23 protein-coding genes and 1 pseudogene are annotated in these 23,774 nt (G+C 57.9%); 13 read left to right on the top strand and 11 right to left on the bottom strand.

From position 1 onward, the window contains the following. Nucleotides 1-141: 141 nt before the first annotated feature. From cysN to NKI63_RS25235, 3 genes are all read right to left on the bottom strand, one after another. On the bottom strand, nt 142-2,043 hold the full coding sequence (gene cysN, locus NKI63_RS25245) for a sulfate adenylyltransferase subunit CysN (RefSeq protein ID WP_352706271.1): 1,902 nt from the start codon (nt 2,041-2,043) through the stop codon (nt 142-144). After that, nucleotides 2,043-2,990 carry a sulfate adenylyltransferase subunit CysD gene (gene cysD, locus NKI63_RS25240; protein ID WP_352739470.1) on the bottom strand — a complete coding sequence of 316 codons (948 nt, stop codon included), beginning with the start codon at nt 2,988-2,990 and terminating at the stop codon, nt 2,043-2,045. Before cysD ends, cysN begins: the two co-directional genes overlap by 1 nt. Nucleotides 2,991-3,074: 84 nt before the next feature. After that, nucleotides 3,075-3,344 carry an inositol monophosphatase family protein gene (locus NKI63_RS25235; RefSeq protein WP_502900509.1) on the bottom strand — a complete coding sequence of 90 codons (270 nt, stop codon included), beginning with the start codon at nt 3,342-3,344 and terminating at the stop codon, nt 3,075-3,077. 168 nt (nt 3,345-3,512) lie between these two features. On the opposite strand from NKI63_RS25235, the gene NKI63_RS25230 reads away from it, so the two are divergent. The 11 genes from NKI63_RS25230 (at nt 3,513) to NKI63_RS25180 (ending at nt 16,081) form a co-directional block, all read left to right on the top strand. Continuing rightward, entirely contained in the window at nt 3,513-4,919 is a 1,407-nt protein-coding gene (locus NKI63_RS25230) for a polysaccharide biosynthesis/export family protein (protein WP_352706276.1), read from the top strand. A gap of 421 nt (nt 4,920-5,340) precedes the next feature. Next, the gene (locus NKI63_RS25225; RefSeq protein WP_502899859.1) at nt 5,341-6,591 is read left to right on the top strand and encodes a glycosyltransferase family 2 protein; all 1,251 of its coding nucleotides are present in this window, start codon (nt 5,341-5,343) and stop codon (nt 6,589-6,591) included. After that, entirely contained in the window at nt 6,588-7,559 is a 972-nt protein-coding gene (locus NKI63_RS25220) for an NAD-dependent epimerase/dehydratase family protein (RefSeq protein ID WP_352706280.1), read from the top strand. Before NKI63_RS25225 ends, NKI63_RS25220 begins: the two co-directional genes overlap by 4 nt. A gap of 59 nt (nt 7,560-7,618) precedes the next feature. After that, on the top strand, nt 7,619-8,551 hold the full coding sequence (locus NKI63_RS25215; RefSeq protein WP_352706283.1) for a glycosyltransferase family 2 protein: 933 nt from the start codon (nt 7,619-7,621) through the stop codon (nt 8,549-8,551). Further along, nucleotides 8,548-9,540 (top strand): glycosyltransferase family 2 protein, encoded by a 993-nt coding sequence (locus NKI63_RS25210; RefSeq protein WP_352823803.1) that lies wholly within the window; start codon nt 8,548-8,550, stop codon nt 9,538-9,540. The genes NKI63_RS25215 and NKI63_RS25210 overlap by 4 nt, the downstream gene beginning before the upstream one ends. Next, complete coding sequence (locus tag NKI63_RS25205; RefSeq protein ID WP_352823800.1) at nt 9,524-10,624, top strand: Gfo/Idh/MocA family protein; 1,101 nt, start codon at nt 9,524-9,526, stop codon at nt 10,622-10,624. Before NKI63_RS25210 ends, NKI63_RS25205 begins: the two co-directional genes overlap by 17 nt. Beyond that, entirely contained in the window at nt 10,621-11,718 is a 1,098-nt protein-coding gene (locus tag NKI63_RS25200) for an NAD-dependent epimerase/dehydratase family protein (RefSeq protein ID WP_352706289.1), read from the top strand. The genes NKI63_RS25205 and NKI63_RS25200 overlap by 4 nt, the downstream gene beginning before the upstream one ends. Continuing rightward, nucleotides 11,715-13,277, top strand: a complete 1,563-nt coding sequence (locus NKI63_RS25195; protein ID WP_352706290.1) for a glycosyltransferase — start codon at nt 11,715-11,717, stop codon at nt 13,275-13,277. The genes NKI63_RS25200 and NKI63_RS25195 overlap by 4 nt, the downstream gene beginning before the upstream one ends. Beyond that, nucleotides 13,274-14,275 (top strand): polysaccharide deacetylase family protein, encoded by a 1,002-nt coding sequence (locus NKI63_RS25190; RefSeq protein WP_352823795.1) that lies wholly within the window; start codon nt 13,274-13,276, stop codon nt 14,273-14,275. The genes NKI63_RS25195 and NKI63_RS25190 overlap by 4 nt, the downstream gene beginning before the upstream one ends. Further along, nucleotides 14,268-15,146 (top strand): glycosyltransferase family 2 protein, encoded by an 879-nt coding sequence (locus tag NKI63_RS25185; RefSeq protein WP_352706295.1) that lies wholly within the window; start codon nt 14,268-14,270, stop codon nt 15,144-15,146. Before NKI63_RS25190 ends, NKI63_RS25185 begins: the two co-directional genes overlap by 8 nt. Next, nucleotides 15,143-16,081: a glycosyltransferase gene (locus NKI63_RS25180; RefSeq protein WP_352706296.1), complete on the top strand. Its 939-nt coding sequence runs from the start codon at nt 15,143-15,145 to the stop codon at nt 16,079-16,081. The genes NKI63_RS25185 and NKI63_RS25180 overlap by 4 nt, the downstream gene beginning before the upstream one ends. Before the next feature lie 9 nt (nt 16,082-16,090). Here NKI63_RS25180 and NKI63_RS25175 read toward each other — a convergent pair whose 3' ends face one another. Both NKI63_RS25175 and NKI63_RS25170 read right to left on the bottom strand, forming a co-directional pair. Beyond that, nucleotides 16,091-17,191, bottom strand: coding sequence for an ABC transporter ATP-binding protein (locus NKI63_RS25175; RefSeq protein WP_352706298.1), 1,101 nt, complete (start codon nt 17,189-17,191; stop codon nt 16,091-16,093). Nucleotides 17,192-17,326: 135 nt separating this feature from the next. Further along, nucleotides 17,327-18,172: an ABC transporter permease gene (locus NKI63_RS25170; protein WP_352778840.1), complete on the bottom strand. Its 846-nt coding sequence runs from the start codon at nt 18,170-18,172 to the stop codon at nt 17,327-17,329. A gap of 575 nt (nt 18,173-18,747) precedes the next feature. Between NKI63_RS25170 and NKI63_RS25165 the strand changes: the two genes are divergently transcribed. Beyond that, nucleotides 18,748-18,972, top strand: a complete 225-nt coding sequence (locus NKI63_RS25165) for a hypothetical protein (protein ID WP_352706304.1) — start codon at nt 18,748-18,750, stop codon at nt 18,970-18,972. 837 nt (nt 18,973-19,809) lie between these two features. Here the strand turns inward: NKI63_RS25165 and NKI63_RS30780 are convergent. Continuing rightward, nucleotides 19,810-19,908 (bottom strand): annotated as a pseudogene (locus NKI63_RS30780) (transposase); the annotation flags it as partial. Nucleotides 19,909-20,026: 118 nt separating this feature from the next. After that, complete coding sequence (locus tag NKI63_RS25155; protein ID WP_352823789.1) at nt 20,027-20,716, bottom strand: phosphatase PAP2 family protein; 690 nt, start codon at nt 20,714-20,716, stop codon at nt 20,027-20,029. Between NKI63_RS25155 and NKI63_RS25150 the strand changes: the two genes are divergently transcribed. Beyond that, nucleotides 20,715-20,999, top strand: a complete 285-nt coding sequence (locus NKI63_RS25150; RefSeq protein WP_352507989.1) for a hypothetical protein — start codon at nt 20,715-20,717, stop codon at nt 20,997-20,999. The genes NKI63_RS25155 and NKI63_RS25150 overlap by 2 nt on opposite strands. Nucleotides 21,000-21,108: 109 nt before the next feature. Here the strand turns inward: NKI63_RS25150 and NKI63_RS25145 are convergent, their stop codons facing one another. From NKI63_RS25145 to NKI63_RS25130, 4 genes are all read right to left on the bottom strand, one after another. Continuing rightward, nucleotides 21,109-21,738, bottom strand: coding sequence for a methyltransferase family protein (locus tag NKI63_RS25145; protein ID WP_352507990.1), 630 nt, complete (start codon nt 21,736-21,738; stop codon nt 21,109-21,111). Nucleotides 21,739-21,757: 19 nt separating this feature from the next. After that, nucleotides 21,758-22,555, bottom strand: a complete 798-nt coding sequence (locus NKI63_RS25140; RefSeq protein ID WP_352706310.1) for a sterol desaturase family protein — start codon at nt 22,553-22,555, stop codon at nt 21,758-21,760. Nucleotides 22,556-22,676: 121 nt separating this feature from the next. Then, nucleotides 22,677-23,183 (bottom strand): prepilin peptidase, encoded by a 507-nt coding sequence (locus NKI63_RS25135; RefSeq protein WP_352823784.1) that lies wholly within the window; start codon nt 23,181-23,183, stop codon nt 22,677-22,679. A 9-nt stretch (nt 23,184-23,192) separates the two neighbouring features. After that, complete coding sequence (locus NKI63_RS25130) at nt 23,193-23,744, bottom strand: tetratricopeptide repeat protein (RefSeq protein ID WP_502896167.1); 552 nt, start codon at nt 23,742-23,744, stop codon at nt 23,193-23,195. Between the last annotated feature and the right edge of the window lie 30 nt (nt 23,745-23,774).

The following is a 23,774-nucleotide window of genomic DNA, read 5'->3' as shown; positions in this document are numbered from 1 at the left end:
ACCGCCACCCCGCCTTGGCGGGTGCTGTGGTCATGTCGTCCTGATCTAAATGCTACTGGGCCGGCTTGTAGATCTGGTCGAATATGCCTTCCTACCGAAGTGATGGCGCCGGACGTGTGGCACATGGCTGAAAAGCGCGGTTCATCGGTCGATGTAGCCGTGATGCGCGAGATAGTTGATAACCTGTTCGGCCAGCTCCTCCGACGCGCTCACCCCTGCCGCCAGCACAATTTCCGGCGACTCTGGCTCTTCATAGGGGCTGTCGATGCCAGTGAAATTTTTAAGTCGACCTAGACGCGCGCTCTTGTACAGTCCCTTTGGGTCCCGTTTCTCGGCCACGTGGAGAGGTGTACTCACGAAAATTTCGACATACTCTCCCGCAGCAAATAGCTCTCGGGCCATTTTGCGCTCGGCCCGGAACGGCGATATGAACGACGCCAAGACAATCAAGCCGGCGTCGACCATCAATTTCCCCACCTCACTGGCGCGCCGCAGGTTCTCGACACGGTCAGCATCCGTGAAACCAAGGTCACGGTTGAGGTCGTGGCGAACATTGTCACCGTCGAGAAGATATGTGTGCCGCCCCATTGAGACGAGGCGCTTTTCTACCAGGTTAGCAATCGTTGACTTGCCCGCCCCCGAAAGACCGGTAAACCACAAGATGACCGGTTTCTGACCTTTCAGGCGCGATCGTATGGCTTTGTTTATCTCCACTGCCTGGCAATGAATATTGGATGCCCGACGCAAGGCGAAAACAATCATTCCGGCACCGACCGTCTGGTTTGACAGCCGATCAATCATGATGAAGCCGCCCATAACGCGGTTGGACGAATACGGCTCGAACGCGATCGGCTCCTGCGTCGACAGGTTAAGTGCGCCGATCTCGTTTAGGTGGAGCGTCTTGGCCGCCAATTTTTGAAACGTATTCACGTCGACCTTGTACTTTATCTCCATCACGCTTGCACCCACAGTGCGCGAGCCAATCTTGAGATAATAGGTCCGCCCTGGGATGAGCTCGTCGTCGCTCATCCAGATCACGTGGGCCGAAAACTGATCAGAAACCTCGGGGCGGCTGGCAGCTGCACAAATGATGTCACCACGCGAAACATCAATTTCGTGTTCCAGAACCAAGGTAATCGCTTCGCCAGCCGCCGCCCATTCGTGCTGGCCGTCGTAGGTGATGATCGACTTGACCCTGGACGTACAACCGGACTGTGCGACAACGACTGGATCCCCAACGTTGACCACGCCACATGCGATTGTTCCCGAATAGCCACGGAAGTTCAAATTCGGTCTATTGACCCATTGCACCGGCAACCGGAATGGGCCGGCTGTTTCATCGCGGACCACATCGACGGTTTCGAGGTGCTCGATGAGCGTCGGCCCTTCATACCACGCCAACTTGGCGCTCCGCTCCGCCAGGTTGTCGCCAAAGCGTGCCGACATCGGAATGGAGAGTATCGTTTTGAAGCCAAGGTCCGCGATGAAAGTCTGATAGTCAGCGCCAATCCGATCAAAGGCCTTTTGGGAGTAATCCACCAGGTCGATCTTGTTGATTGCGGCAACGAGGTGCTTGATCCCAAGCAGCGACGCGATGAAAGTATGGCGGCGTGTCTGCGTGAGAACCCCCTTCCGCGCGTCGATGAGAATGACGGCAAGGTCGGCATTCGACGCGCCGGTCGCCATGTTGCGCGTGTATTGCTCATGGCCAGGCGTGTCAGCGACAATGAACTTGCGGCGATGGGTCGAAAAGAATCGATAGGCGACATCGATGGTGATGCCTTGTTCACGCTCCGCTTCCAAACCGTCCACCAGACGCGCGAAATCGATGTCATCTCCAGTTGTTCCGTGCTTACGAGAATCGCGTCTCAGACCCGCGAGCTGATCCTCAAAAAGCAGTTTGGCATCGTAAAGCAGGCGTCCGATCAGTGTCGATTTTCCGTCATCGACACTTCCACACGTCAGGAAACGAAGCAGGTCCTTGCTTTCATGGCGCTCCAGGTACTGGCTGATCGCTGCGGGGTCTATCGGTATCGCGTTCATCAGAAGTATCCCTCCCGCCTCTTTTTTTCCATCGCCCCTGACTCGTCGTGATCGATTAGACGCCCAGAGCGCTCGGACGTTCGAGCAAACAGCATCTCGTAGACGATCTCCGCAACCGTCGACGCATCCGATTCAATTGCGGCGGTCAGCGGGTAGCAACCCAAAGTGCGAAAGCGCACCATTCTCATTTCCGGTATTTCGCCGGGCTCAAGCGGCAGCCGGTCATCATCGACCATTATCAGCACGTCCTGGCGCCACACGACCGGACGCTTGGCCGCGAAATAGAGCGAAACGACGGGAATGTTTTCCTTCAGGATGTACTGCCAAATGTCGAGCTCGGTCCAATTGGAAAGAGGGAAGACACGGATGGACTCCCCATGACGAATCCGCCCGTTGAAAACATTCCAGAGTTCCGGGCGCTGGGTCTTCGGATCCCAGTTGTGATTTTCCGTTCGAAAGGAAAAGATGCGCTCCTTGGCTCGGCTTTTCTCCTCATCGCGTCGAGCCCCGCCAAACGCTGCGTCGAATTTATACTTGGTCAACGCCTGCTTGAGTGCGTCGGTTTTCATAACGCTTGTGTAAGTGGAAGAGCCGTAAGTGAACGGGTTGATCCCTTCCTTCAAGCCCTGCATGTTGGTATGGACGATCAGATCCATGCCCGCGCACTCGGCAGCATCATCACGGAACTGAATCATCTGCTTGAATTTCCAAGTCGTATCGACGTGAAGTAGCGGAAAGGGCGGGCGCGACGGAAAGTACGCCTTGAGCGCCAAATGCAACATTACCGACGAGTCTTTGCCGATCGAATAGAGCATTACCGGGTTTTGAAATTCCGCCGCAACCTCGCGGAAAATGTGGATTGACTCTGCCTCAAGTCGCTTAAGGTGGGTCAATCTTCCGCTGGAGACGAAGGGGGTTCCATTCGTGGCCACCATATCGTGCAGCATCTCACGCTTTCCCTCTTCACGATCCTCCATCGACAGAGCGAGGCGTGCTTTTCATCCGCGGTGTGCTCGTGGAGCAATCGGGGACTACACCGAGCCTCTGAGCCCAATTTTTCCGACGTAGAATTCTGCTTCGCCGTAAGCGACAAGATTTGCAAAATCGACATCTGATCGTTGGCGCCCCCTTGTTGTAGGTCCCTCGAGATTAAGGACGATGCCACCAGCAACTCGCAGGATTGCGTCGCCAGCCGCCGTGTCCCACTCCATGGTTCTGCCTGGCCGGGGATAGGTGTCCGTCTCACCTGCCGCTACACGCCAGAGCTTCAGCAATGGCCCTGAGGGAACGGCGCTAACCATACGGTCCATTATGTCGATCCCGTCCAACTCTTCCGCCTGTGCGACTTTTGTACCGAGCTTTACGTGGGATACCGGGATACCTGGGATAAATGAGGCATATCGGCGACACTCGCTGTGACCGCGGACACAGTGAACTCGATATTTTCATGACAGGTTGGAGCAGCTGATATGCTGCTCGATCCGCAACTGCTCGATCCATTAAATGCGTTGCGACAAGGGGCTGAATTGGTTGGTTATGTGTATGACTGTCAGCCGTTCGAACACACGAGAGCGCGAATGTTGAATAGATCGGTGCGCTGGCGAGCAGGCAGCTGCGCCGCGCTCACATGCTTGTTACTCTTGTTCGTCTACGCGAACCTGTCGAATGGCCCTGCCCTAGCACAGGAGTACAACGTCGACGAGTACCGTCTGCAGACTGGCGACGTGATCGGCTTCGCGGTCATAGGCTATCCCGAGATGCAAAAGCGAGCTGTGATCGACCAGAGCGGTACAATTGTGTTGCCGGTCTTGGGCCCCCTAAAGGTTCGCCAGAAGACAATAGAGGATGTTCGCAAGGAGGTAATCGAGGTCCTAAAACCGAAGTCCCTTCCGCAACGATCCGCTGACGGCACTGAGAATTGGACCGGGTTCTATCCAGATCAGATTATAGTTGATATTGAGGAATACCGACCGGTCTATATCGACGGGGACATTGCCTCTCCTGGGACTCAGGCCTTCCGACCAGGAATGGCTGTCCGACAAGCTGTGGCTGCGGGCGGCGGCTATAAGCTCGGTCGCGGCGAGGTTGAAAACCCTGAAATGACAGTAGCGGACCTTGGCGGCCGCCTCTACGTTCTGCGCATCAAGTATCAGGAAAGCCAAATCAAGGCTGCTCGAATAGAGGCGCAGCTGAGCGGCGCCAGGGCGATCGAGGTTCCGGAGGCAGAACGTGACCCGAGCCTCGAACCCCGTCGCGACGAAGCTTTGCAGCAGGAACAGAAGCATCTTGAAGCTCTCTATGTGGATCAGGAGAAAGAGCGCGCTTCAATCAAGTTGGCCACGACCAAGGCGGCGGAACGGATGGGCTACCTGAAGGAGCAGCAGAAGGCGGATCAAGCTGGCGCGGCAGCGGATGCGGCTGAACTTGATCGCCTCAAGAAGCTCTTCGAAAAAGGTCTGATCCAGATCACCATGATCAACGATGCTCAACGCGCAGTGCTCTTGTCAGCGACCCGCGCTTTGCAAACCAACGCTGAGATCTCTCGACTTGAACGCGACCAAGGGGAATTGCAGCGCAGCCTTGAGAAGCTTACCGACCAGGGTCGAATTAACCTGTTGGCTGACTTGCAGACTGAAAGCGCGGCGATGATGGAAATGCGCGCTGAGATGGATTCTTTGGCCAAACAAATCGCCTATGTGAGGCAGCTGCGCAGCGACCTTTTGGCCGAAGGGGGCCGCCGGGTTATGATGGGTGTAACCCGTTCCAATGACGGAAAGACAGCGACGATCGAGGCGACCGAAGATACTCTGCTCGCTCCGGGTGACACCATCACAATTACGCTACAGGCCCCACCAGGAGCGGCGATCGCGAACTAACTGATTAAATATTGTTACGGCGTTCATCGTCACACCTCCCCTGCCAAACGGAGGACGAAACCCGCAAGCTGCTGCCGGGCACCTGAAGTGGACGACGGCCCGGGACTTGGTTCCGCCTTTTTACGCGGAGATAGAGCCCACCGCCGTCGCTATGTCGGTTTCAGCTCCTTGGCGCGAATAGTAGTTTCGGCTAATATATGCGTGAACGACCGATCCCAGCAACTCTGTGCCTCGGTTGCGGCGGATAGCAGCAAACGAAGAATGCTGAAAAGCAAAGAGATTCAGTGGTGGACGCCTGCACACACCAAGGGAGAAGGGTTTGGATGACACTCCGTCCGTCAATCTCTCGTCAGGTCTTTGCGAACTTCACGCTGCCTGATTGTCTAATTGATATCTCGTCCAAAAATCATTTCTGGCCAATATGGGGGCGATTGCAATTCTCTTCCTTCGGGCGCGACTAGGGATGGCGGATTTGCCGGGCAATTCACAGCACTCTGCCCACACGCTCGTGGCGGTTATCATCCCTGCCTACAACGCAGAGCCATTCATCGAGCGTACCTTGGCGTCCGTGCTCGCCCAAACGCATAAAAATACGGAAATAATAGTCGTTGACGATGGTTCGACCGACGCAACAGCATCGATCGTTCGACGACTGGCTGATGGCGACGGGCGCATCAAATTGCTCCAACAGAAGAATGGTGGCGTCGCGTCGGCGCGGAATGCGGGGGTGCGGGCAAGCAAGGGCATCTTTATAGCGCCTGTAGACGCCGATGATCTCTGGCACCCGACCAAGCTCGAAAAGCAGCTGCGTGTTTTCGCGGCGGCTGGCAATGATCTAGGGCTTGTCTACACACTTTACCGGACGATTGACGCCGATGATATGGTGATCATCACGCCGAAGCAGAGGCACCCAAATGGATGGGTGTTCATGCAGCATCTCGGACAAAATTTCATCGGCAACGGCAGTTCGGTGATGTTTCGGCGCGATGTTCTCTTCGAAATGGGTGGCTACTCCTCGCGACTGCGCGAGAGCGGTGCAGAGGGTTGCGAGGACTTCTTCATCCAACAGAGCATTGCCTCCAAATACCGTTTCGGCGTCGTTGAGGAGCATCTTGTCGGATACCGCCGAACGCCAGGGAATATGTCGGCAGATTTCGTGCGAATGCTCATCTCGCGTCGGATGGTGCTCGAGAGCGTACTTGCCCGCTGCACAGAGGCGGTGAAGCCGGTCCTGCTGGATGCGATCTTCCGCACCGATGTCGAGATTGCCAAGCTTGGGCTGATGACACACCGATTTGCTGCTGTCGCCAGGAACTGCACTAAAATGCTCTGGCGATCACCTGTGCAGTTCGCGAAACTCGTTGCCGCATTTACGGCCATTTTCCTGCGCAAGGCGAAGCGAGCACTTCCCCAACCGGAAAGCGAGGACCGCAGCTCAGGGGAAAACGGCTCGGAGAGCGGAGGAAATTTTTGGAACTACTCTATTCATGAGTTTGCGGATTCCGCCGAGAAAGCCGACTACCGCGTGGTGCTCAGCAATCTTGCTGTAATGGACGAGAAGCTTGGACCAAGCGGAGCCTATTTGACGCGGCTTCCCGAAGGAGGGACGCTTGCAATGCCCAACGAGGACACGAATTCGGACAGCCTATGTCCCCTTCGTGACATGAGATGAAGAAGCTGTTGCTGGCTGGAGGAGCAGGATTCATCGGGTCGCACCTGGTCGACCGGCTTCTCAAAAGAAACGATTTGGACATGCTGGTTGTGGTCGACAGCCTATGGACCGGCAGAGCAGAAAACGTTGGTCATATCCGAGATCAACGCCTAGTGCTGGTCCGCTCCGAGGTGGAGCATTTCAAATCCGATTTCCAATTCGACGAGATCTTTCATCTTGCCTCGCCCGCGTCGCCGCCGGTCTATATGCGGGAGCCCGAGCGTACCGTCTCAGCAAATCTAATTGGCGCTATGCGGCTCTTGAAGCTGCTCAAAAAGGATGGGCGAATCTGCTTTGCGTCGTCCTCGGAGGTTTATGGAAATCCGTTGGTCAACCCGCTGCCCGAGACGTATCGGGGGTCAGTGGACTGTACGGGCCCGCGCTCTTCCTACGATGAAGGCAAGCGCTGCACCGAGGCGCTCCTCTTCGAAAGCAACCGTGTCCGCGGCGTCGATGTGCGGGTTGCCAGGCTCTTTAACGTCTACGGCCCGCGCACCCGAGCCGATGATGGGCGTGCTGTTTCCAACTTTATCGCCAATGCGTTGGCCGGCAAGCCGATCGTCGTCCATGGTGATGGTCTCCAAACCCGCAGCTGGGGTTATGTCGACGATATTGTCGATGGGCTCGAACGGCTGTTCTGGCTGGAGAACTTCAATCATGTGGGAGCAGTCAACGTAGGAAACGACCGGGAAATTTCGGTGCTTGAGATCGCGCAGTATGTTGCAGGCCTCATTCCCGGAACGACCATTGTTCATGGTGAGCCGGCGCCGCAGGATCCGACCAACCGGCGTCCTGACCTGACCCTATGCCGAAGAATCTTGCCGGGGTGGTCGTGCAAAGTGCCCTATGAAGAGGGTCTCGTGCGCACATTGCGCTGGTTTGAGGCCAATGGTGGAATTGCGGAAATGAGGGCAACTCACGCGATCTAGAGCCAGCAATGATCGGCATGATCTGAGATAGGCGGGCGGCATGGACTGCGGAGCGGAAGGTGAATGAGTCAACGGTTCGCGTGACCGTCCTTATTGTCACTTACAATCACGCACGCTACGTGGCGGCTGCGATCGACAGCGCTCTCATGCAAGAGGCCGATTTCGGTGTCGAGATATTGATCAGTGAAGACTTTTCGACCGACGGAACCCGGAAGATTGTCGAGCGATATGTTTCCAACCATCCTGAAAGGCTGTCGGCGATCTATTCCGGCAGTAATGTGAGATCGAACGAAGTCGTCACGAGAGGACTCCGGATGGCGCGTGGGCGCTACGTCTCGATCCTCAATGGCGACGACCTGTGGACATCCACGACCAAGCTCAAAGATCAGGCGGCCCATCTCAACGCGCACCCGGAACTCTCCGCAATATTCCACAATGCAGTCGTGGCGGATGGCGATGAGTTCACATCGACGCGGTGGACGCGGGCGGACCAGAAACCCATCGTGACGCAAAGGGATATCTGGGAAGGCAATCCTTTCGCAACTTGCGCCGGCATGATGCGAACCGCGTGCGTTCGAAATGTGCCGTGGTGGTATGCTGATTTCTTTCCGATAACTGACTGGCCGCTGTATGTGCTTTGCGCAAGGACAGCAGATCTCGCTTTTGTCGACGAGGTAGCAGGTGTCTACCGTCTGTATCCGGGCGGACTCATATCGGCACTGCCAAACCGACCCAAGCTGGATGCAATAGAAGGATTCTACCGGCGCATGGCGCAGGTCATGGACACGCAGGTGGCAAATTCTGCCCGCGGCGGCTGCTCCCGCTACTTTTATGAATGGTCAATGCGGTATCTGGTAGAAGGCGATTTGCCATCGGCCAGATCGTGCTTCCTGCGGAGCCTTCGCAGCGGTGGCATCGGACGTGACGTGGACAAACGCGACATTGTCAGGTTGGGGCTGCACCTGCTGAAGTCCTCGGTGCTCCAGCGATGACGGCGGTCCGTGACTTCGAGTATCGCGATCCGATCTCGCCGTTGCCACGGGAGGCTGCACGCCCGAAATGGTCAGTGATGATCCCCGCCTGTAATTGCGCCTGCTTTCTTGCCGCAACGCTGGAAAGTGTGCTGGCGCAGGACCCCGGCCCGGCTCAAATGCAAATCGAGGTGGTTGACGACTGTTCTTCCGATGATCCGCAAAGAGTCTTGAATGAAATCGGTGGGAACCGCGTTGGCTTTTTCCACCAGCCGCAAAATCTAGGGCATATCGGCAACTTCCATACCTGCCTGGATCGTGCCCAGGGCGAACTCGTACATCTCCTGCACGGCGACGACGCCGTCCGCCCCGGCTTCTACGAATTGCTCGGACGAAGCTTCGATGCGGACCCGAGTACAGGCGCGGCATTCTGCCGGGCGATCTTCATGGATGCCCACGGACAGGAGCTGTCGATCCCGCCTGTAATGCAGTCAAGCCCCGGACGGCTCGAGAATGCGGCGGCTCGACTGGCGTTGGAACAGCACGTCATGACGCCATCAATCGTGGTGCGCCGCGCGGTCTACGAAGAACTCGGCGCCTTCGACCGGCGGCTCAAATGCAGTGAAGACTGGGAGATGTGGGTCCGCATCGCTTCTCAATTTCCTGTCTGGTACGAACCGCAGGCCCTTGCACTTTATCGGATGCACCCCCAATCGAACACAGGGCGCCATATCCGAAGTGCCGAGGACATGGCCTACACGCGAATGGCGATCGATATTTTCAAGAGCTATCTTCCAACCGAGCTTGCGGACGATGTCGCCGCGTCGGCCCGGCGGACCTATGCGCTAAGCGCTCTCGAGACTGCGCGGCGACTGTTCGGCGCCGGCGATTGGGCTGGATGCTTGGCGCAGATGAGCGAAGCGTTCCGCTTCGATCCCTCACTCAAGACAATTGGTCGTATGCTGCGGCTCGTTGCAAGACAGGGAGGCAGGATTGTCCATCCTAGTTGAAACCGCGCAGCGGCCTGCAGGACTCCGGGAAGATGAACCGGTCCGGCTCGTTTTGGCCGGATGTGGAGCTGTCACAAGGCTCTACTATGCGGAAGCGCTTTCACGCCTTCAAAGCAGAGGCCAAGTTGCAGTCGCGGGGATATTCGATCCAGATGCGAAGCAGGCCGCACTCGTTCAGGCGCGACTGCCCTCAGCCAAGGTTGCGGCCAGTTTCGACGGCCTTTTGGCTATGGACGCCGATATTGCGATCATTGCTTCGCCACCTGGATATCACGCTGATCAGTCGACACAAGCGTTGGAAGCCGGGATGCATGTTCTGTGCGAAAAGCCGATGGCCACGAGCAGCTCCGAGGCGGCTCGTATCCTTGCGGCAGCGGCAGCCAACAATCTTCATGTGGCAACAGGGCTCGTCAGAAGGCAGTTCCCTGCGACGCGGTCGATAAAGGCCATGCTGGAGGGCGGAATGATCGGACGGTTACGAAGCGTCAGTTGTTTTGAGGGCGGCTCCTTCCAGTGGCCGGTGGCTTCGATGAGCTATTTCAGCTTCGCGGAGTCCGGTGGTGGTGTGCTTCAGGATATCGGCACGCATTGCTTTGACCTCCTGACCTGGTGGTTTGGAGAGCCCGACGAAATCCACTACGCCGATGACGCAATGGGCGGCGTCGAGGCGAACTGCCTTGTCCGGCTGCGTTTTGGCGGCTTCGACGCGACGGTCAGGTTGAGCCGGGATTGGGCTCGCCCGAATCTGTACCGCCTTGAGGGCGAACGTGGCTCGATTTCCTGGACGGTCAATGAGACCGAGACTGTGGAGGTCGCCTTGAATGGAAGTCGCACGACAGGCTGCGTTTCCTTCACCAATGCCGACGGCCGGTCGCGCGATTTTGTCGATGCATTTTGCGATCAGGTTTCGGGCTTGGTGGATGCGGTCCGAAATGGGGCCCCCCTTTCCGTGCCGGCCAGTGTTGGGCGCAATGTGGTCGATCTGATCGAAGGATGCTATGCTAGACGGAAACTGATGGACATGCCGTGGCTCGGTCCGGAAGAATTGCTCCATGTCGCTGCTTCCGCCGGGACCAGACAATGACCGGCACTGTTGCAGTGCTTGGCGCCAACGGTTTCATAGGTTGCCGCACCGTGGAGTTGCTGCAACTTTCCGGCTGGGCGAATGTGAGGCCGATCGTTCGCAGGCCGGATGCTTTCGCCAGTCTGTCTCGCTTTGCGATTGACGCAATGGTGGCGGATGCGCGTGATATTCAGGCTCTTACCGCTGCCTTTACGGGCTGTCAGTACGTCGTACATGCAGTTGCCGGTGACGCCCGCACGATCGTCGATGCTATCGAGCCCGTCTATCGTGCAGCCACCGCTGCCGGCGTGCTTCGTCTGATCTATCTCAGCAGCGCTTCCGTTCATGGCCAATCGCCCCCGCCCGGGACGGACGAAACGAGCGCGCTGCATGACGATCAGACGATCGAGTACAACAATGCGAAGATTCATGCCGAACGCCGTCTCGGGCAACTGTCACGCGACGGCACGGTGCAGGTAGTGGTGCTGCGGCCCGGAATTGTCTTTGGCCCACGCTCCAGTTGGACCGGTGGTTTTGCCGACGAGCTCATTGACGGTTCCGCCTACCTGGTGGATGGCGGTCGTGGTATCTGCAACAGCGCCTATGTCGACAATGTCATTCACGCGATCAAGCTCGCCATCGAAGTGCCCGAGGCCTCTGGGCGAACCTATCTGATCGGAGACCGGGAAGAGATCAGTTGGGCAGATCTTTGCCGACCGATCGCCGAGGCACTGGGGTTCGACCTGGCCGCGATTTCGGCTTCAGCGCCATTGTCATTTGCTCCGAGATGGAAACAAGGACTGAAGGAAAGCCAAGGATATCGGCGGCTTGTCCGAAGCCTGCCAAGGCCTGTTCGCAGCGGACTGAAGGCAGGCTATGCCGAGTGGCGGAAGGCAGGACGCAATGCGACCGGTGCGACTACGGCCCCAACGGTCATGGTATCGGAGGAGCGTGCACTTTTGCACCAGTGCCAGACGAAACTTCCATGGCGCAAGGCCGAGCGTGAGCTCGGATACCAGCCGGCTGTCAGCTTCGAGGAAGCATGTCGGCGATCTGTCGGCTGGTTGACCTTTGCCGGCTACCCGACCTGCCGAAACGGAGCGGGTGAGAGATGACCACCCGCCCCGCTGCATCCAGCGTTTCAGTTGTCATCACGACCTACAATCATGCGCGGTTCCTTGCCGAAGCGATCGACAGCGTCCGCAACCAGACCGTGACGCCGGATGAGATCATCATTGTGGACGATGGGTCGTCGGACAATCCCGAAAGTGTTGTTCGTCGATATGACGACGTCCACTACATCCGCCAAAAAAACCAGGGTTTGGCCGCTGCCCGTAACACCGGGATGACGGCAGCGCGCGGCGAATTCATTGCCTTCCTGGATGCCGACGACAGGCTGCGCCCGGTAGCGCTGGCCACCAATCTTGCCTTGTTTCACGACAATCCCGATTGCGCGTTGGTCTACGGTGCTTTCCGCTACATCGACGAGGCCGGTGCAGTCAGGAATACTGTACCACTGAGGTCGGTGGGCGAGGACCCGTATGCATGCTTCCTGACCGACAACCTGATTGGAATGCATGCGACGGTGCTCTATCGCCGCAGGACATTGGAAGCCGCCGGCGGATTTGACCGGTCACTGCGGGCTTGCGAGGACTACGACGTCTACCTTCGCCTATCTCGGGCGAACAAGGTGGCCTGCATTCCGGAATACCTCGCAGATTACCGTCGGCACGCAACGAATATGTCGAACAGCAATCCGATGATGTTGCGCGCGGCGCTGAAGGTCCTTCGCCGGCAGCGGGACGTCGCGCAGACCAATCCGGATTGGGCGGCCGCCTACCGTCAGGGTGTCGAAAAATGGAAGTGCTATTATACGGACAAGCAACTGGGACAGCTTGGTACAGCGCTTCGGTTCCGCTCTTCACTCGCCGGTCAACTCAGCAGCACTATCGCCGTTTCGCTTGCAGCGCCGTTACAGACCGCTGTGATGCTCCGGCATCGTCTCAGGCGCCGGTCAAGTCGGCACCGCTCGAGCGCCCGGTTCGGTGACCTCGAGCGTACCGTACCCTTCAGCACGGAGTTCGGTTTTGATCGCGGCAAGCCATTGGACCGCCGCTATGTCGAGACTTTCCTCGCGTCCTGTTCGTTGAACATATCCGGAAGGGTCCTGGAGATCGGTGACAACGCCTATACGATGCGTTTCGGAGGCAGTCGGGTTACCGCAAGCGATGTTCTGAACCGTTATAACGGCCACCCGTTGACAACCTTCGTGGGTGATCTGGCGAATAACGACGATCTGCCGTCCGAGACCTTCGATTGTATCGTACTCACCCAGACCCTGCACCTTCTTTTCGATCTACCTGCTGCAGTCGCAACCCTGTGGCGGATCCTGAAGCCGGGAGGCGTTCTCCTGATTACAGTGCCTTGGGTCAGCCCGATTGACAGGAGAGAATGGGGCGAGAGCTGGTTCTGGTCGATAACTCCGGCTGCCCTAAGGCGACTTCTGTCGGACAGGTTCGGGGCGAAGAACGTCGAAGTCAGTCACTATGGAAACGCGTATTCTGCTACGGCCTTCCTCTACGGCCTGGCGGAACATGAGCTGAATTCGGCATTACTTGATGTGCACGACCCCTATTGTCCGGTAATAGTCGCGGCGCGGGCTTTCAGGCGATGAGCAGCGCCGTGACAGCGCGTCAAACTGTCAGCAAATTCCTGCGACGGGGGCGCCTGCTTGCCGGTTTCGGCCGACCTATCGTGCTGATGTATCACCGCATCGCAGAACCGCTCGTCGATCCTTGGGAACTCGCGGTTTCGCCGCAAAATTTCGCACGCCAGATCGAACTTCTTACGAAAGCGCGGGACATTGTTCCCCTGCAATGGCTGGCGCAACGGCTTGGGGAGAGACGGTCACCGAGAAATGCGGTGGCAATCACCTTTGACGACGGCTACGCGGATGTCCTCCAAAACGCCGTGCCGATCATGCGGCGTATGAACTGTCCTGCGACTGTCTTCGTCACCACCCATGCGATCACCGATCCCTCAGTGTTCTGGTGGGACATTCTATCCCGCATCATTTTGGAGATGCCTGCTCTCCCGAACACTCTGGAGATCGAGATCGCTGGCCGAAACTATGACTGGCGCGTTTGGGAGGACGCAATGCCGGCGGACTCCAATAACGCGATCAACCGCACGACGCTCCATTTCAACTTGCACGCACTGCTGAAGCCGTTGAGTCCACACGAACGCGAGAAGGCCCTTGAGCGGCTGGCAAGATGGGCAGGAACCGACGCCAGTCCCCGAGGGCGCGATCGCGCCATGACGCATTCGGAGCTGCGGCAGCTCGCCGACACCGATGGCGTTTCGATCGGCGCCCACACCTGTACGCACCCATCCTTGCCGCTACTGAAACGGGACGAGCTTGAACGCGAGATTTCAGGCAGCCGCCAACAATGCGAGGAGATTACAGGACGGCGGGTGGTGGGATTCGCATACCCGTTTGGAGATTTCGATGGCAGCACCGCCAACGCCGTAAGGTCTGCCGGCATAGACTATGCAGTAACTACCCTGCCGCGTGAAGCTGGGCCTCGCGTCGACCCTTACCGATTGCCGCGCGTTACGGTCGCCGATTGGGGTGAAGCTGACTTTCGGCGCATGGTGCTGTGCCATGGCTGACAATTCAGGCGGACAGCCGCGTGTCACGGCAATTATAGTCGTGTTCAATGGTGAGAGTTATCTCCGGGAAGCTGTTGACAGCATTGTAGGTCAAAGCTTCACCGACTGGGAACTCCTCGTTGTCGACGATGGCTCGACTGACCAGTCGCCCGCCATCATACGCGGTTATGAGCAGCGGCTGCCGGGCAAGGTGCGACTATTGTCTCACCATGACAATGGCAATCACGGTATCAGCGCCTCGCGCAACCGTGGACTGACGGAAGCGCGCGGCGCCTACGTCGCATTTCTCGACGCAGACGATGCATGGCTGCCCGAAAAGCTTTCCGAACAGGTCTCTATTATGGAAAGCGATCCGGCGCTCGGCATGATCTATGGCCGGACTCTGATCTGGCATAGCTGGCAAGAGGCTGCTGACCGCGCGGACTTCTACTACCCGCTCGGCGTCGAACCAGACACCCGATACGAGCCTCCCGTGCTGTTTGAGCTGCTACTTCAGAACGAGGTCCAGACGCCGACAACATGCAATGCCCTGATGGGTTCAAGCTTATTCGCAACGCTTGGGGGGTTCGAGAACAGCTTTCGCCTGATGTTCGAGGACCAGACGTTCTTTGCCAAGGCGCTCGCATTCGCGCCCGCCTACGTGTCCGGCCGGACCTGGGCAAAATACCGCCAGCATTCTGAAAGTTGCTCTGTTGCCTGCTCTGAGGCAGGCACTGACGAGGCCGCGCGTATCACGTTTCTCACATGGCTAAATCGCACAATGGCGGATAAGGGCGCCTCTTTCCGCATTCGTTCAGCAATCTGGAAAGCGCTTGCGCGCGAGCGCCGCAAGGTGATCAAGCGAAGTATCAAAGGATGGCTTCGGCGATGACTTCCCTGCCGCGAGTGACGATCATAACCCCCTTCCTCAATGCGGAGGCAACTCTGGGCGAAGCGATCGCCAGCGTCCAAGCCCAGACAGTTGCGGACTGGGAGCTTTTGCTGGTCGACGATGGCTCGACGGATGACAGTGTCAGGATCGCCAATGATGTTGCAGCAACCGATCCTCGGATCAAGGTGCTGAACAGGCCTCCCGGATCCAAGCGTGGCGCGGCGGCAGCGAGAAACGCCGGAATAGAGGCCGGCAGCGGCGATTTGCTTGCCTTCCTGGATGCAGACGATCTGTACGAACCGCATATGCTCCGGACGGTTCTGGCGGCAGCCGATGCCAACCCGGAAGCCGCAATGATCTTCGGGCCGACGAGATGGTGGTATCCAGACGGTGAGCGCCCCGACTGGATCGAGCCGACGGACGGGCTTGCTGGCCGTTTGCATCAGCCCCCGCGGCTTCTAAGGCGACTTCTGCTGATCCAGAACGGTCACGTTCCGTGTACCTGTTCGGTGCTCTTGCGAAGGAGCGCGATCAGCACGGTCGGCGGCTTTGAGGAGCGCTTCGATCTCTATGAAGACCAAGCTCTGTGGGCGAAGCTATTCCTGCGTCTTCCCGTCTTTGTCACGCCTGTAACTCTGGCACGCTACCGGCAGTATTCCGGTTCGACGTCGGCGGCGGCGGCTGAGCGAGGGGTCTACGACGGCATGGGGAAACACCCTGCCCGCGCTGCATTCCTCGACTGGGTCGCGCAACATTTGCAGGAGAGTGGACTGCGAGGCTTCCACGTCCGATGGACGCTGCGGCTGGCGCGTGCGCCCTACGTCGTGCCGCCGACGATTGGAAGCAGGGCCGACCGGCTTATCCTGAAGATCATGATGTGGACAGCAAAGCAACGGCGCCGGATTCGGCGTAAACTCGTGCGTGCTTCAGTTTGAAAGCAAGCGTCAACGCCTAGTCACCCATCGGTGCGGAAAGCTGACACTGCCGAAGCCGGGTTGGGCGGTAACCGGTCGGTTGTCGAGCAAGCCGGGCATGACATCGAACACGGCGGCGGTCTCGACCTGGTCTTCGACCACTCTGTCGTCCGCCACTAGCGCCACATCAATCCTGTAGCGCCCTGGTCTCAGCATAAGGCTCTCTACATGCACCGTGTAGACTTCGCCCTGACGATCATGCTCGGAGTGCTCCATCGTGTCGAATGACGTCACAGGATCGCCGAGGTCGTCAATAATGGTAATAAGGCATTGTGCAAGTTCGCGCGGCCCATCGACCTGAAGCCGAAAAACCGCCGGCTGCCCCGACGCGACGGGACCCGTTTTGTTGAAAACCTCGATGCCGACGACACGCAGGCGGCCTCGCCCGGTGCGCGTCGTTCGTGTACTCAGATCGGTGCTCGCTCGCGCTTCCAGTGTCTGCAGATAATTCCGGACCAGGTCGCCCGTCGGGCCGTCGGCCAGGATCGTCCCGCCGTCGATAAAAATTGCGCGGTTGCAAAGCCGCTGCAGAACCGACATCTGGTGGCTAGCGATCAGCACTGTGCGGCCCGTTTCGGCGACGCTTTCGGCCTTGGCAATGCATTTCTTCTGGAATGCGGCATCGCCGACGGCCAATATCTCATCGATCACCAGAATATCGGGATCGACATGCGCGGCAACCGCGAAGGCCAAGCGTAAGTACATGCCGCTTGAGTAACGCTTAACAGGCGTGTCGAGAAACGGCTCGATGCCGGAGAAATCGACGATTTCATCGAGCTTGGATCTGATCTCGGCGCGGCGCATGCCGAGTATCGCTCCGTTGAGATAGATGTTCTCGCGGCCGGTCAGCTCCGCGTGGAACCCCGTGCCGACCTCCAGCAAAGCTCCCAGCCGTCCGCGTATCGTCGCGCGACCGGAAGTCGGCTCCACAATCTGCGCCAATATCTTGAGAATGGTGCTCTTTCCCGCGCCGTTGGGTCCGATCACGGCAAGGACTTCGCCCGCGCGCACCTGGAAGGAGACGTTCCTCAGGGCCCAGAATTGATCGTCTCCACCGTTGCGTCGACCCAAAGCGGACTTCCTGTGAAGGATTCGCCTTGCGCCGCTGGCCAGCGCGTCCCGCAAGGTAGGGAAGCTATTGTTCGCCACCCCCAGTCTGTAGGCCTTGGAGAGATTGGTGGCTTCAATCACTGTGTCGGTCATTGCTCAGATCAGGTCCGGAAACGCGCGTTCGGACTTTGAGAAAATAGCCAGTCCGGCAACGAGAAGGGCCAGCGAGGAGAGAGTCGATATCGAGATCATGACCCAATCGGCGGGCGTGCCCAGTACGCTCCAGCGCATGGCTTCGACTATCCCCACCATAGGGTTCAGGCTGTAGAGCGGCCGCCAAAAGTGCGGCACGAGATTGCCCGGATAGACAACCGGAGTCATGAACAGAACTATCTGAAGGCTGAACGGCACGAGATATCCCACATCGCGAAAGCGGACATTGATCGCAGATAGTGCCACTCCCAGCCCCGTCGCCGACGCAGCCATGACGAGCACGAACAGTGGCAGGAAGATCACCTGCGGTGCCGGCCAGATTCCGAATGCCAGCAGCGCCGCGAACAAAAGAGTGAGGCCGACGATCATATCGGTCAGGCACGTGGCCATAGCGGATATGGGAATGATCAGACGCGGAAAATAGACGCGCTTCACAAGTTCCTGGTTGCCGACAAGGCTGCCCGTCATGCTGCCAACCGCTCGCGAAAAAAAATTCCACGGCACGAGCCCACACAGGACAAACAGCGGGTATGGCGCTCCGTTTGATGAGATGCCCACGAGTCGGCCAAACAAGACGCTGAAGACCGACATGGCAACGAGCGGCTGCAGCATTGCCCAGAGCACACCCAGATAAGTCTGGCGGTATTTGACCTTGAAGTCGCGCCAGGCCAGGAAGAACACAACTTCCCGATATCGCCAAAGTTCGGAAAGGTCGATCAGCCGCCGCTTGCGGGACGGATCGATCACTGTCTCAACAGCTAAAGGTTGCGGGTCTGTCCGTACCGACACTATGATGGCGTCCGCCCTCCCTTGACGGCCCCATTGAGGCCTACATTTCCGCGCAGTGCAATCAGGACTTTCTCCGAAGTCTATTCTCGGGGAACGCTCGAATGCCTGGACTATTTTTTCAGCCTCCGCCAGCCGGCTCTGCGAGAATAGCCACCGCGGTGATTCCGGATCAGAAACAGGAGCCCTAAGACCCCTGCGCCGAAACTGCCGAGGCAAAACGCCCAGCGCCACGCGTCGAGCCCAAATGGCTGGAGCGGCGCAAGCCAGCGGGCGATGAAGATGTAGCAGTGGCGCGGCAAGGAGCGAGACCACAGTGAGGAACAGCAACACGCCAGAGAGCACCAACTTTCGCCCGTAACGATCGGCGACCCATCCCGTGGGGCCCCAATGAACATCGAGGACAGTAGCCAGGAGAGTTGCACCGGATCAACCGGATTGGGTGGCTCGGAGAATACTGCGGAAGGGGCGCTGTCGATGCGATTTCCGCGACATCGAAGCAGAAGGCGTCGGCACAAACGATAAGCACCAGGAGGTGTAATCTCGTCAAGTCAGGCCGAGGTTTGGTGCAGCCCGCCATGGTCGAACGCACACAAGATCGCTTTGTCATCTCACAACCGGCGCTGTGCCGCCGCCACCTCATAGCTCGTCTCGCCCGCTTCAAGGCGTGCCATCGCCCGCTGCCGCAGATCTACCGAATAGGCTTCGCCATCAGTCACGACCTCCACGGCCGGGACATCGAATTTGATTTGCTCAATCTTGGGAATCTGGATTCAGCCAAAACGCGAACCGCTCTAGCCTAGGAGTCTAGGCTACGTGCGCCTCCGATAGCAGATGACCTCTTCGATAGTGGGTCTCGCGATGTAGCGCTCTCCGCTAGCACCTAATCAATCAAGATCAAGCAGTTGCGTGAGCAACCGCTACCACCAGCCACACTCTGGGTAGACGTCGACGCGCGTCGGAGAGTTTTCGTTAGTCGGCGGTGGCACGCGCCGGCGGGATTGTCTTGATGCGACGCGGGATCTATTTCGCGAGCCAGCCACCGTCAAAGCGTCAAACGGCAGGATCGCTCCATCACGTACGACGCTGCGCCCGCGCCCAGGTAGGACAAAGTCTATATATTTTAGTTACCGAGCAATCTTCAGCGCGGCCGATGGATAGCCGGAAAGTATCTGTGCGCGCCAAGCATCTTCTTCATTCGGAGCTGCTGTCAGCCTCTTATGAGTGACTCGACGAAACCGGCCAGCACAATCAGGACAAGACCTCCCAGCAGCCCTGCTATTCCGGCTCCGATTAACATGGTCGGCGTCAGGCCGTCGGCGTGGTGGCGGATGAGGCGCCCAACCCCCGGAATGCGCGCGGAGGGCCACACAAAGAGCAAGCCGCCGATGCCGCCAACAAGCAGTCGGCTGTCCTACCAAGACAAAAACTTGGCACCCAGCGACCCAGGCCATTCCGACCGCGGCGCCGCAGACAAATTCTACAAACAGCAGTATGCTTGGGACCCCAGGCATGGCTAAGGGAGCTCCACCATAGAATCCTACGTCGCTGGGTCTGCGGACGCTCCGAGTGAGCGCATCGCGCAGAGCCTGTTCCCACAACGCGCCGAGTTGTTGCACGCAAGCATTTCGATATATCCGGAGATCGTAGTGCATGAAGGAGACGAGCCAAATGTCGTCGGCGACTTCGGTGATTCCGAGCCTCTGGCCGGCGAGCACGGTGGAGATGTTGATCTTCTTCTCTTCTTCCTGTGCATGCAGCTGCGCAGATGCCGCCGCAGGGCGGCGCTCCTCCTCCCTGTGTCTCGCCGCCGCCACGTCATTGCCAGGCAGCCGAAGGCAACGGCCCGTGGCCAATTCAGTGGTCCGCGTCCGATCCCACGGCTGATCTCGCAACGCGGTCGGCCTTTCCGCGAGCATAGCTAGGCATCTTGACGGCAATGATGGAGAGAATACCGATGATTATGCCGGCGATTACATCTATTAAATGATGACCGCCTTCAGGCAGAGTGGCCACAATCATGGCGGCATTCACCATGGCCAACACGACAAAAAGTGGCCGGATGGTCCGCGCGGCATAGACCAATGCCAATCCAAGTGCCGTGTGGAACGACGGGAACGTGACGAGCCCTGTGCCTTTAGTCATAATTAGATCAAACGGCTCGCCTGATCGCAGCGCCATAAGCACATGATGGTGCCACATTCCGGCATCAGTGGTGAAGTTCGAAAATAGCCCGCGCGCCGGCTTGAAATAGGCATAAGCGCCTTCAGCTGGCGCCAACGCCATCAGTGCGCCCGTGAAGACCGAGGCAACCGCTAGAAGAGCCACAAACTCCAGTGCTCGTTCTCGTTGGTTTCTCACCGCGTGGACTAACAAAACGAGCGGCATTTGAAACGCCAGCACATGATAAGCAAAAACCAGGACGGATGCTGTAGTCGGCTGGTTGGTCGTGGCCAGAAACCACCGCCAGTCGAAACCGAGGCAGGAATCGATAGAAGCTAGAACCGGGTCTGCCAGCGGCCTTGAGGTGGCCGACGCCAGGTACATGAAGACGGTGGTTGAAATGGCGAGCGGTATGAATGCAACTGCGGAAACGACCAGGATTCTCAAGCAGCCACAAAGATGTTTGATTATGCTGGCGATTGGGCTTGTATCAGATCTCAATCTATGGAGGGCAATTGCCGATGCCATCCAAGATGCGCTGAGGACAAGGGCCACCTTGCCTATGTCAACCCAGTTCCTCGGTGAAAAATCGACTGTAGAAAATGGCAACCAAAAAATGTCAATCAGCCCGAAAAGAGCTGTGACCAAGGCAATAGTTACTAAGTGATTTCGAGTTTCAACACCTCCGTCAGCCAATGAAGCATTCCTAACGCCGCCGTGTAAGATCACCAGGCATGCCCTTACATCTGTACACTGCAGGTCAGCATGGGGCACAGTCACTGCCATCGGCACAATGAGGATAAAGACGGAATGAGCATTGGCGTGGTCTGCCCATAGGCTTCGTATTCGGGGAACACCGCTCGCAAGACCCTCTCCTCGTTCACGAGCCGCCGATATTGGAAAGCCAGGGCAATCGCGCAGATTGCGACGGTCGCCCATGTCGCGTTGCCGAGAAGAATGCCGAGCAGGACGATCGCTTCGCAGACGTAGAGCGGGTGACGCACGATCTGGTAAGGCCCTGCCGTGACGAGCCGCCTGGCCTGCGCGGTGATGCTGAAGGATCTGCCAAGCCAGAACAGGCACAAGATGCAAAGAGCGAAACCAACTATGGTGGTCAGGTCCGCAACAAACTCGATCTGCGGAGCTGCCTGGATGCGAGGGACCGCGATCAAAGTTGCGGTGGCAAAGCATCCGATGAGCGCAGAGATTCGGGGTTCAATTCCGTGCGCTGTTCCCAGGGGCGGAAGACGCGCCACTGTCATCACAACGACGAGCACGAGAAAGCCGAGAGCGGCGACATCTGCGGTGAGATCGATAATCCACGCCACAGTCCATTCTGCGCCGGCAAGAGCTACCAAGAACGTTGCGGCCTTCAAAGTCGCGCAGAACGTGAAGTAGAGTGTCATCGTTGCACGCCCGGCGAAATCACGTATCTCTGGCGGAGGGAGCTTCATTGATTCTGCCCTTCGGAATCACTGGATAGGCGAGTTGCTCGACGTAAGTTGATGGAATCGGATCATCGACGCCATAGCGCTCCGGGACAGCGTTACCGGGCAGGTACATCGTTCCGAAGAGCGCATCGATCAATGAAAGTTGACCTGCGAAGTTCTTGTCGTATGCCGCGCGCTCGTGAGCGTGATGCCAATGATGGAACTGGGGTGACGCGATCAACCACCGAAGCGGGCCGATATTCAGCCTGACGTTGGCGTGCAGCAGAAGTCCGTGGACGTGAAAAATTATTGCAAACAGGGCGATCGCCGGGCTGCTGAAACCCAGCAGATATACAGGCACGAGCGACGCGCTCTTTGTCAGAGCCTGGTCAACAGGATGAACCCTGTGCGCCGCCAACCAGTCCAGTTCTTCAATGCTGTGATGAATCGAATGGAAGCGCCACAAAAAGGGAACGGCGTGAAAGGTGCGGTGGGCCAGGTAAAAGCCAACGTCCGCAATGACAATGATCTCTGATACCTGGAGCCAAACAGGTTGCGATGATACTGCGCTGCCGACATAGGCCGGCACCAGCCGCCCCACCGTACTCGTTGCTACCGTGATAGCCGCGATCAGGCCAAGGCTTATCGGGATGCCATTAAACAGCGCATAGACGAGATCATTGAAGAAGGCTTTCCTAAATATCTTCTGATGGGGGCGCAGAGCGAACAGGTATTCGATCGGAACGAAGATCAGAACCGCAATTAAGAGCGCTTTGATATTCAGAATGTCCATACGGCGTCCCGCCGGCAAGACGCAATCCAAGCACTTCGCCAATTTGAGCGCAAGCTAATGATCTCTCACAGGTTGATTGAAAGTTAGTTTGCGCGCCAAACATGTCAGACTGAGAGCCCGCCTAGAACCGTGCGTTGCCATAGATCTGAAGCCCTAGCGTGCAGATAGCGGCGATCGAGATCGGCACACCGAAAGGGACGACGCCTTTGCGATCCAGATGCTGAACGTAGAGGCGGAAGGCGCCTTCGGGCAGCATCAAGGGGTTCTTCACGACTAACGCGGTCGCAAGCGCGAAGACCAGCAACAGCACGGAAAACACCAGGAGCCCGCTGCCGCCGATCAGAAACGAAATCACCGCCATCAGCTTGACATCGCCGGCGCCGACCTTGCGGATGGCCCAGAACGGGAAAAGCGCAACGAACAGCAGAAGGCCGGCAAGCGCGCTCAGGCCCATGTCCCACCACGACCCGGTGAGGATCGACACAAACTGCAGCGAACCCACCCCAAGGCACAAAAGCAGCAGCACGTCGCGGTTAGATATTTTTTGGGTGGTGAAGTCGAGCCATGCAACCCTTGCCAGCAAAGCAACCGCCAGCCCTTTCATCAGCAGCGCTCCGGCAAGCAACATGCTAGCGCCTTACCGTTCGAGGTTCTTCACGCTGGATGACAGGAGTCGCAAATTGTTGGCGACGGTCGGATCGTTGGGAGCCAGTTCGTACGCTTTAAGGAAATTGCTGCGCGCGTCCTGCAGCTTGCCGCGCAGCAGATAGGAATAGCCGACGTTATTGTAATATTCGGGCGTAGGCCCAATCAGCCGGAAGGCCTGGCCATAAGCCCTGTCGGCGAGATCGAAGCGGTGGATGCGGTCGCTGCAGGCGGCGAGGCCCAGCCATGCGACACCATCGTTGGGGGCAAGTTGCGTTGCCTTGTAGAACAGGGCGCCCGCATTGCCATAATTTTCCGAGCGGAACTGGTTCTTGGCTTCGGCAACGGCTTGGTCGGAGGCATAATATTCGACGTCGCTGACCGTCTTCAGTCCGTCGAAGGTATCGCCGAAGGCAGTAAGCTCCACTTTCGCCGGCTCGTTAGTGCGGACGACTCCCGTTGGATCCGTCGCATTCGACTGACATCCGGAAAGCACGACTACCAGCAAACTGGCAGCGGCAACGAGGCACATTGGCCTTTTCATTTTATCCCCCAGGGATCTTTCCGATCCCGT

This window comes from Mesorhizobium sp. M0410 (assembly GCF_040321435.1).
In the GTDB taxonomy this organism is placed as follows: domain Bacteria; phylum Pseudomonadota; class Alphaproteobacteria; order Rhizobiales; family Rhizobiaceae; genus Mesorhizobium.
This window is presented reverse-complemented; position numbering and strand designations above follow the sequence as displayed.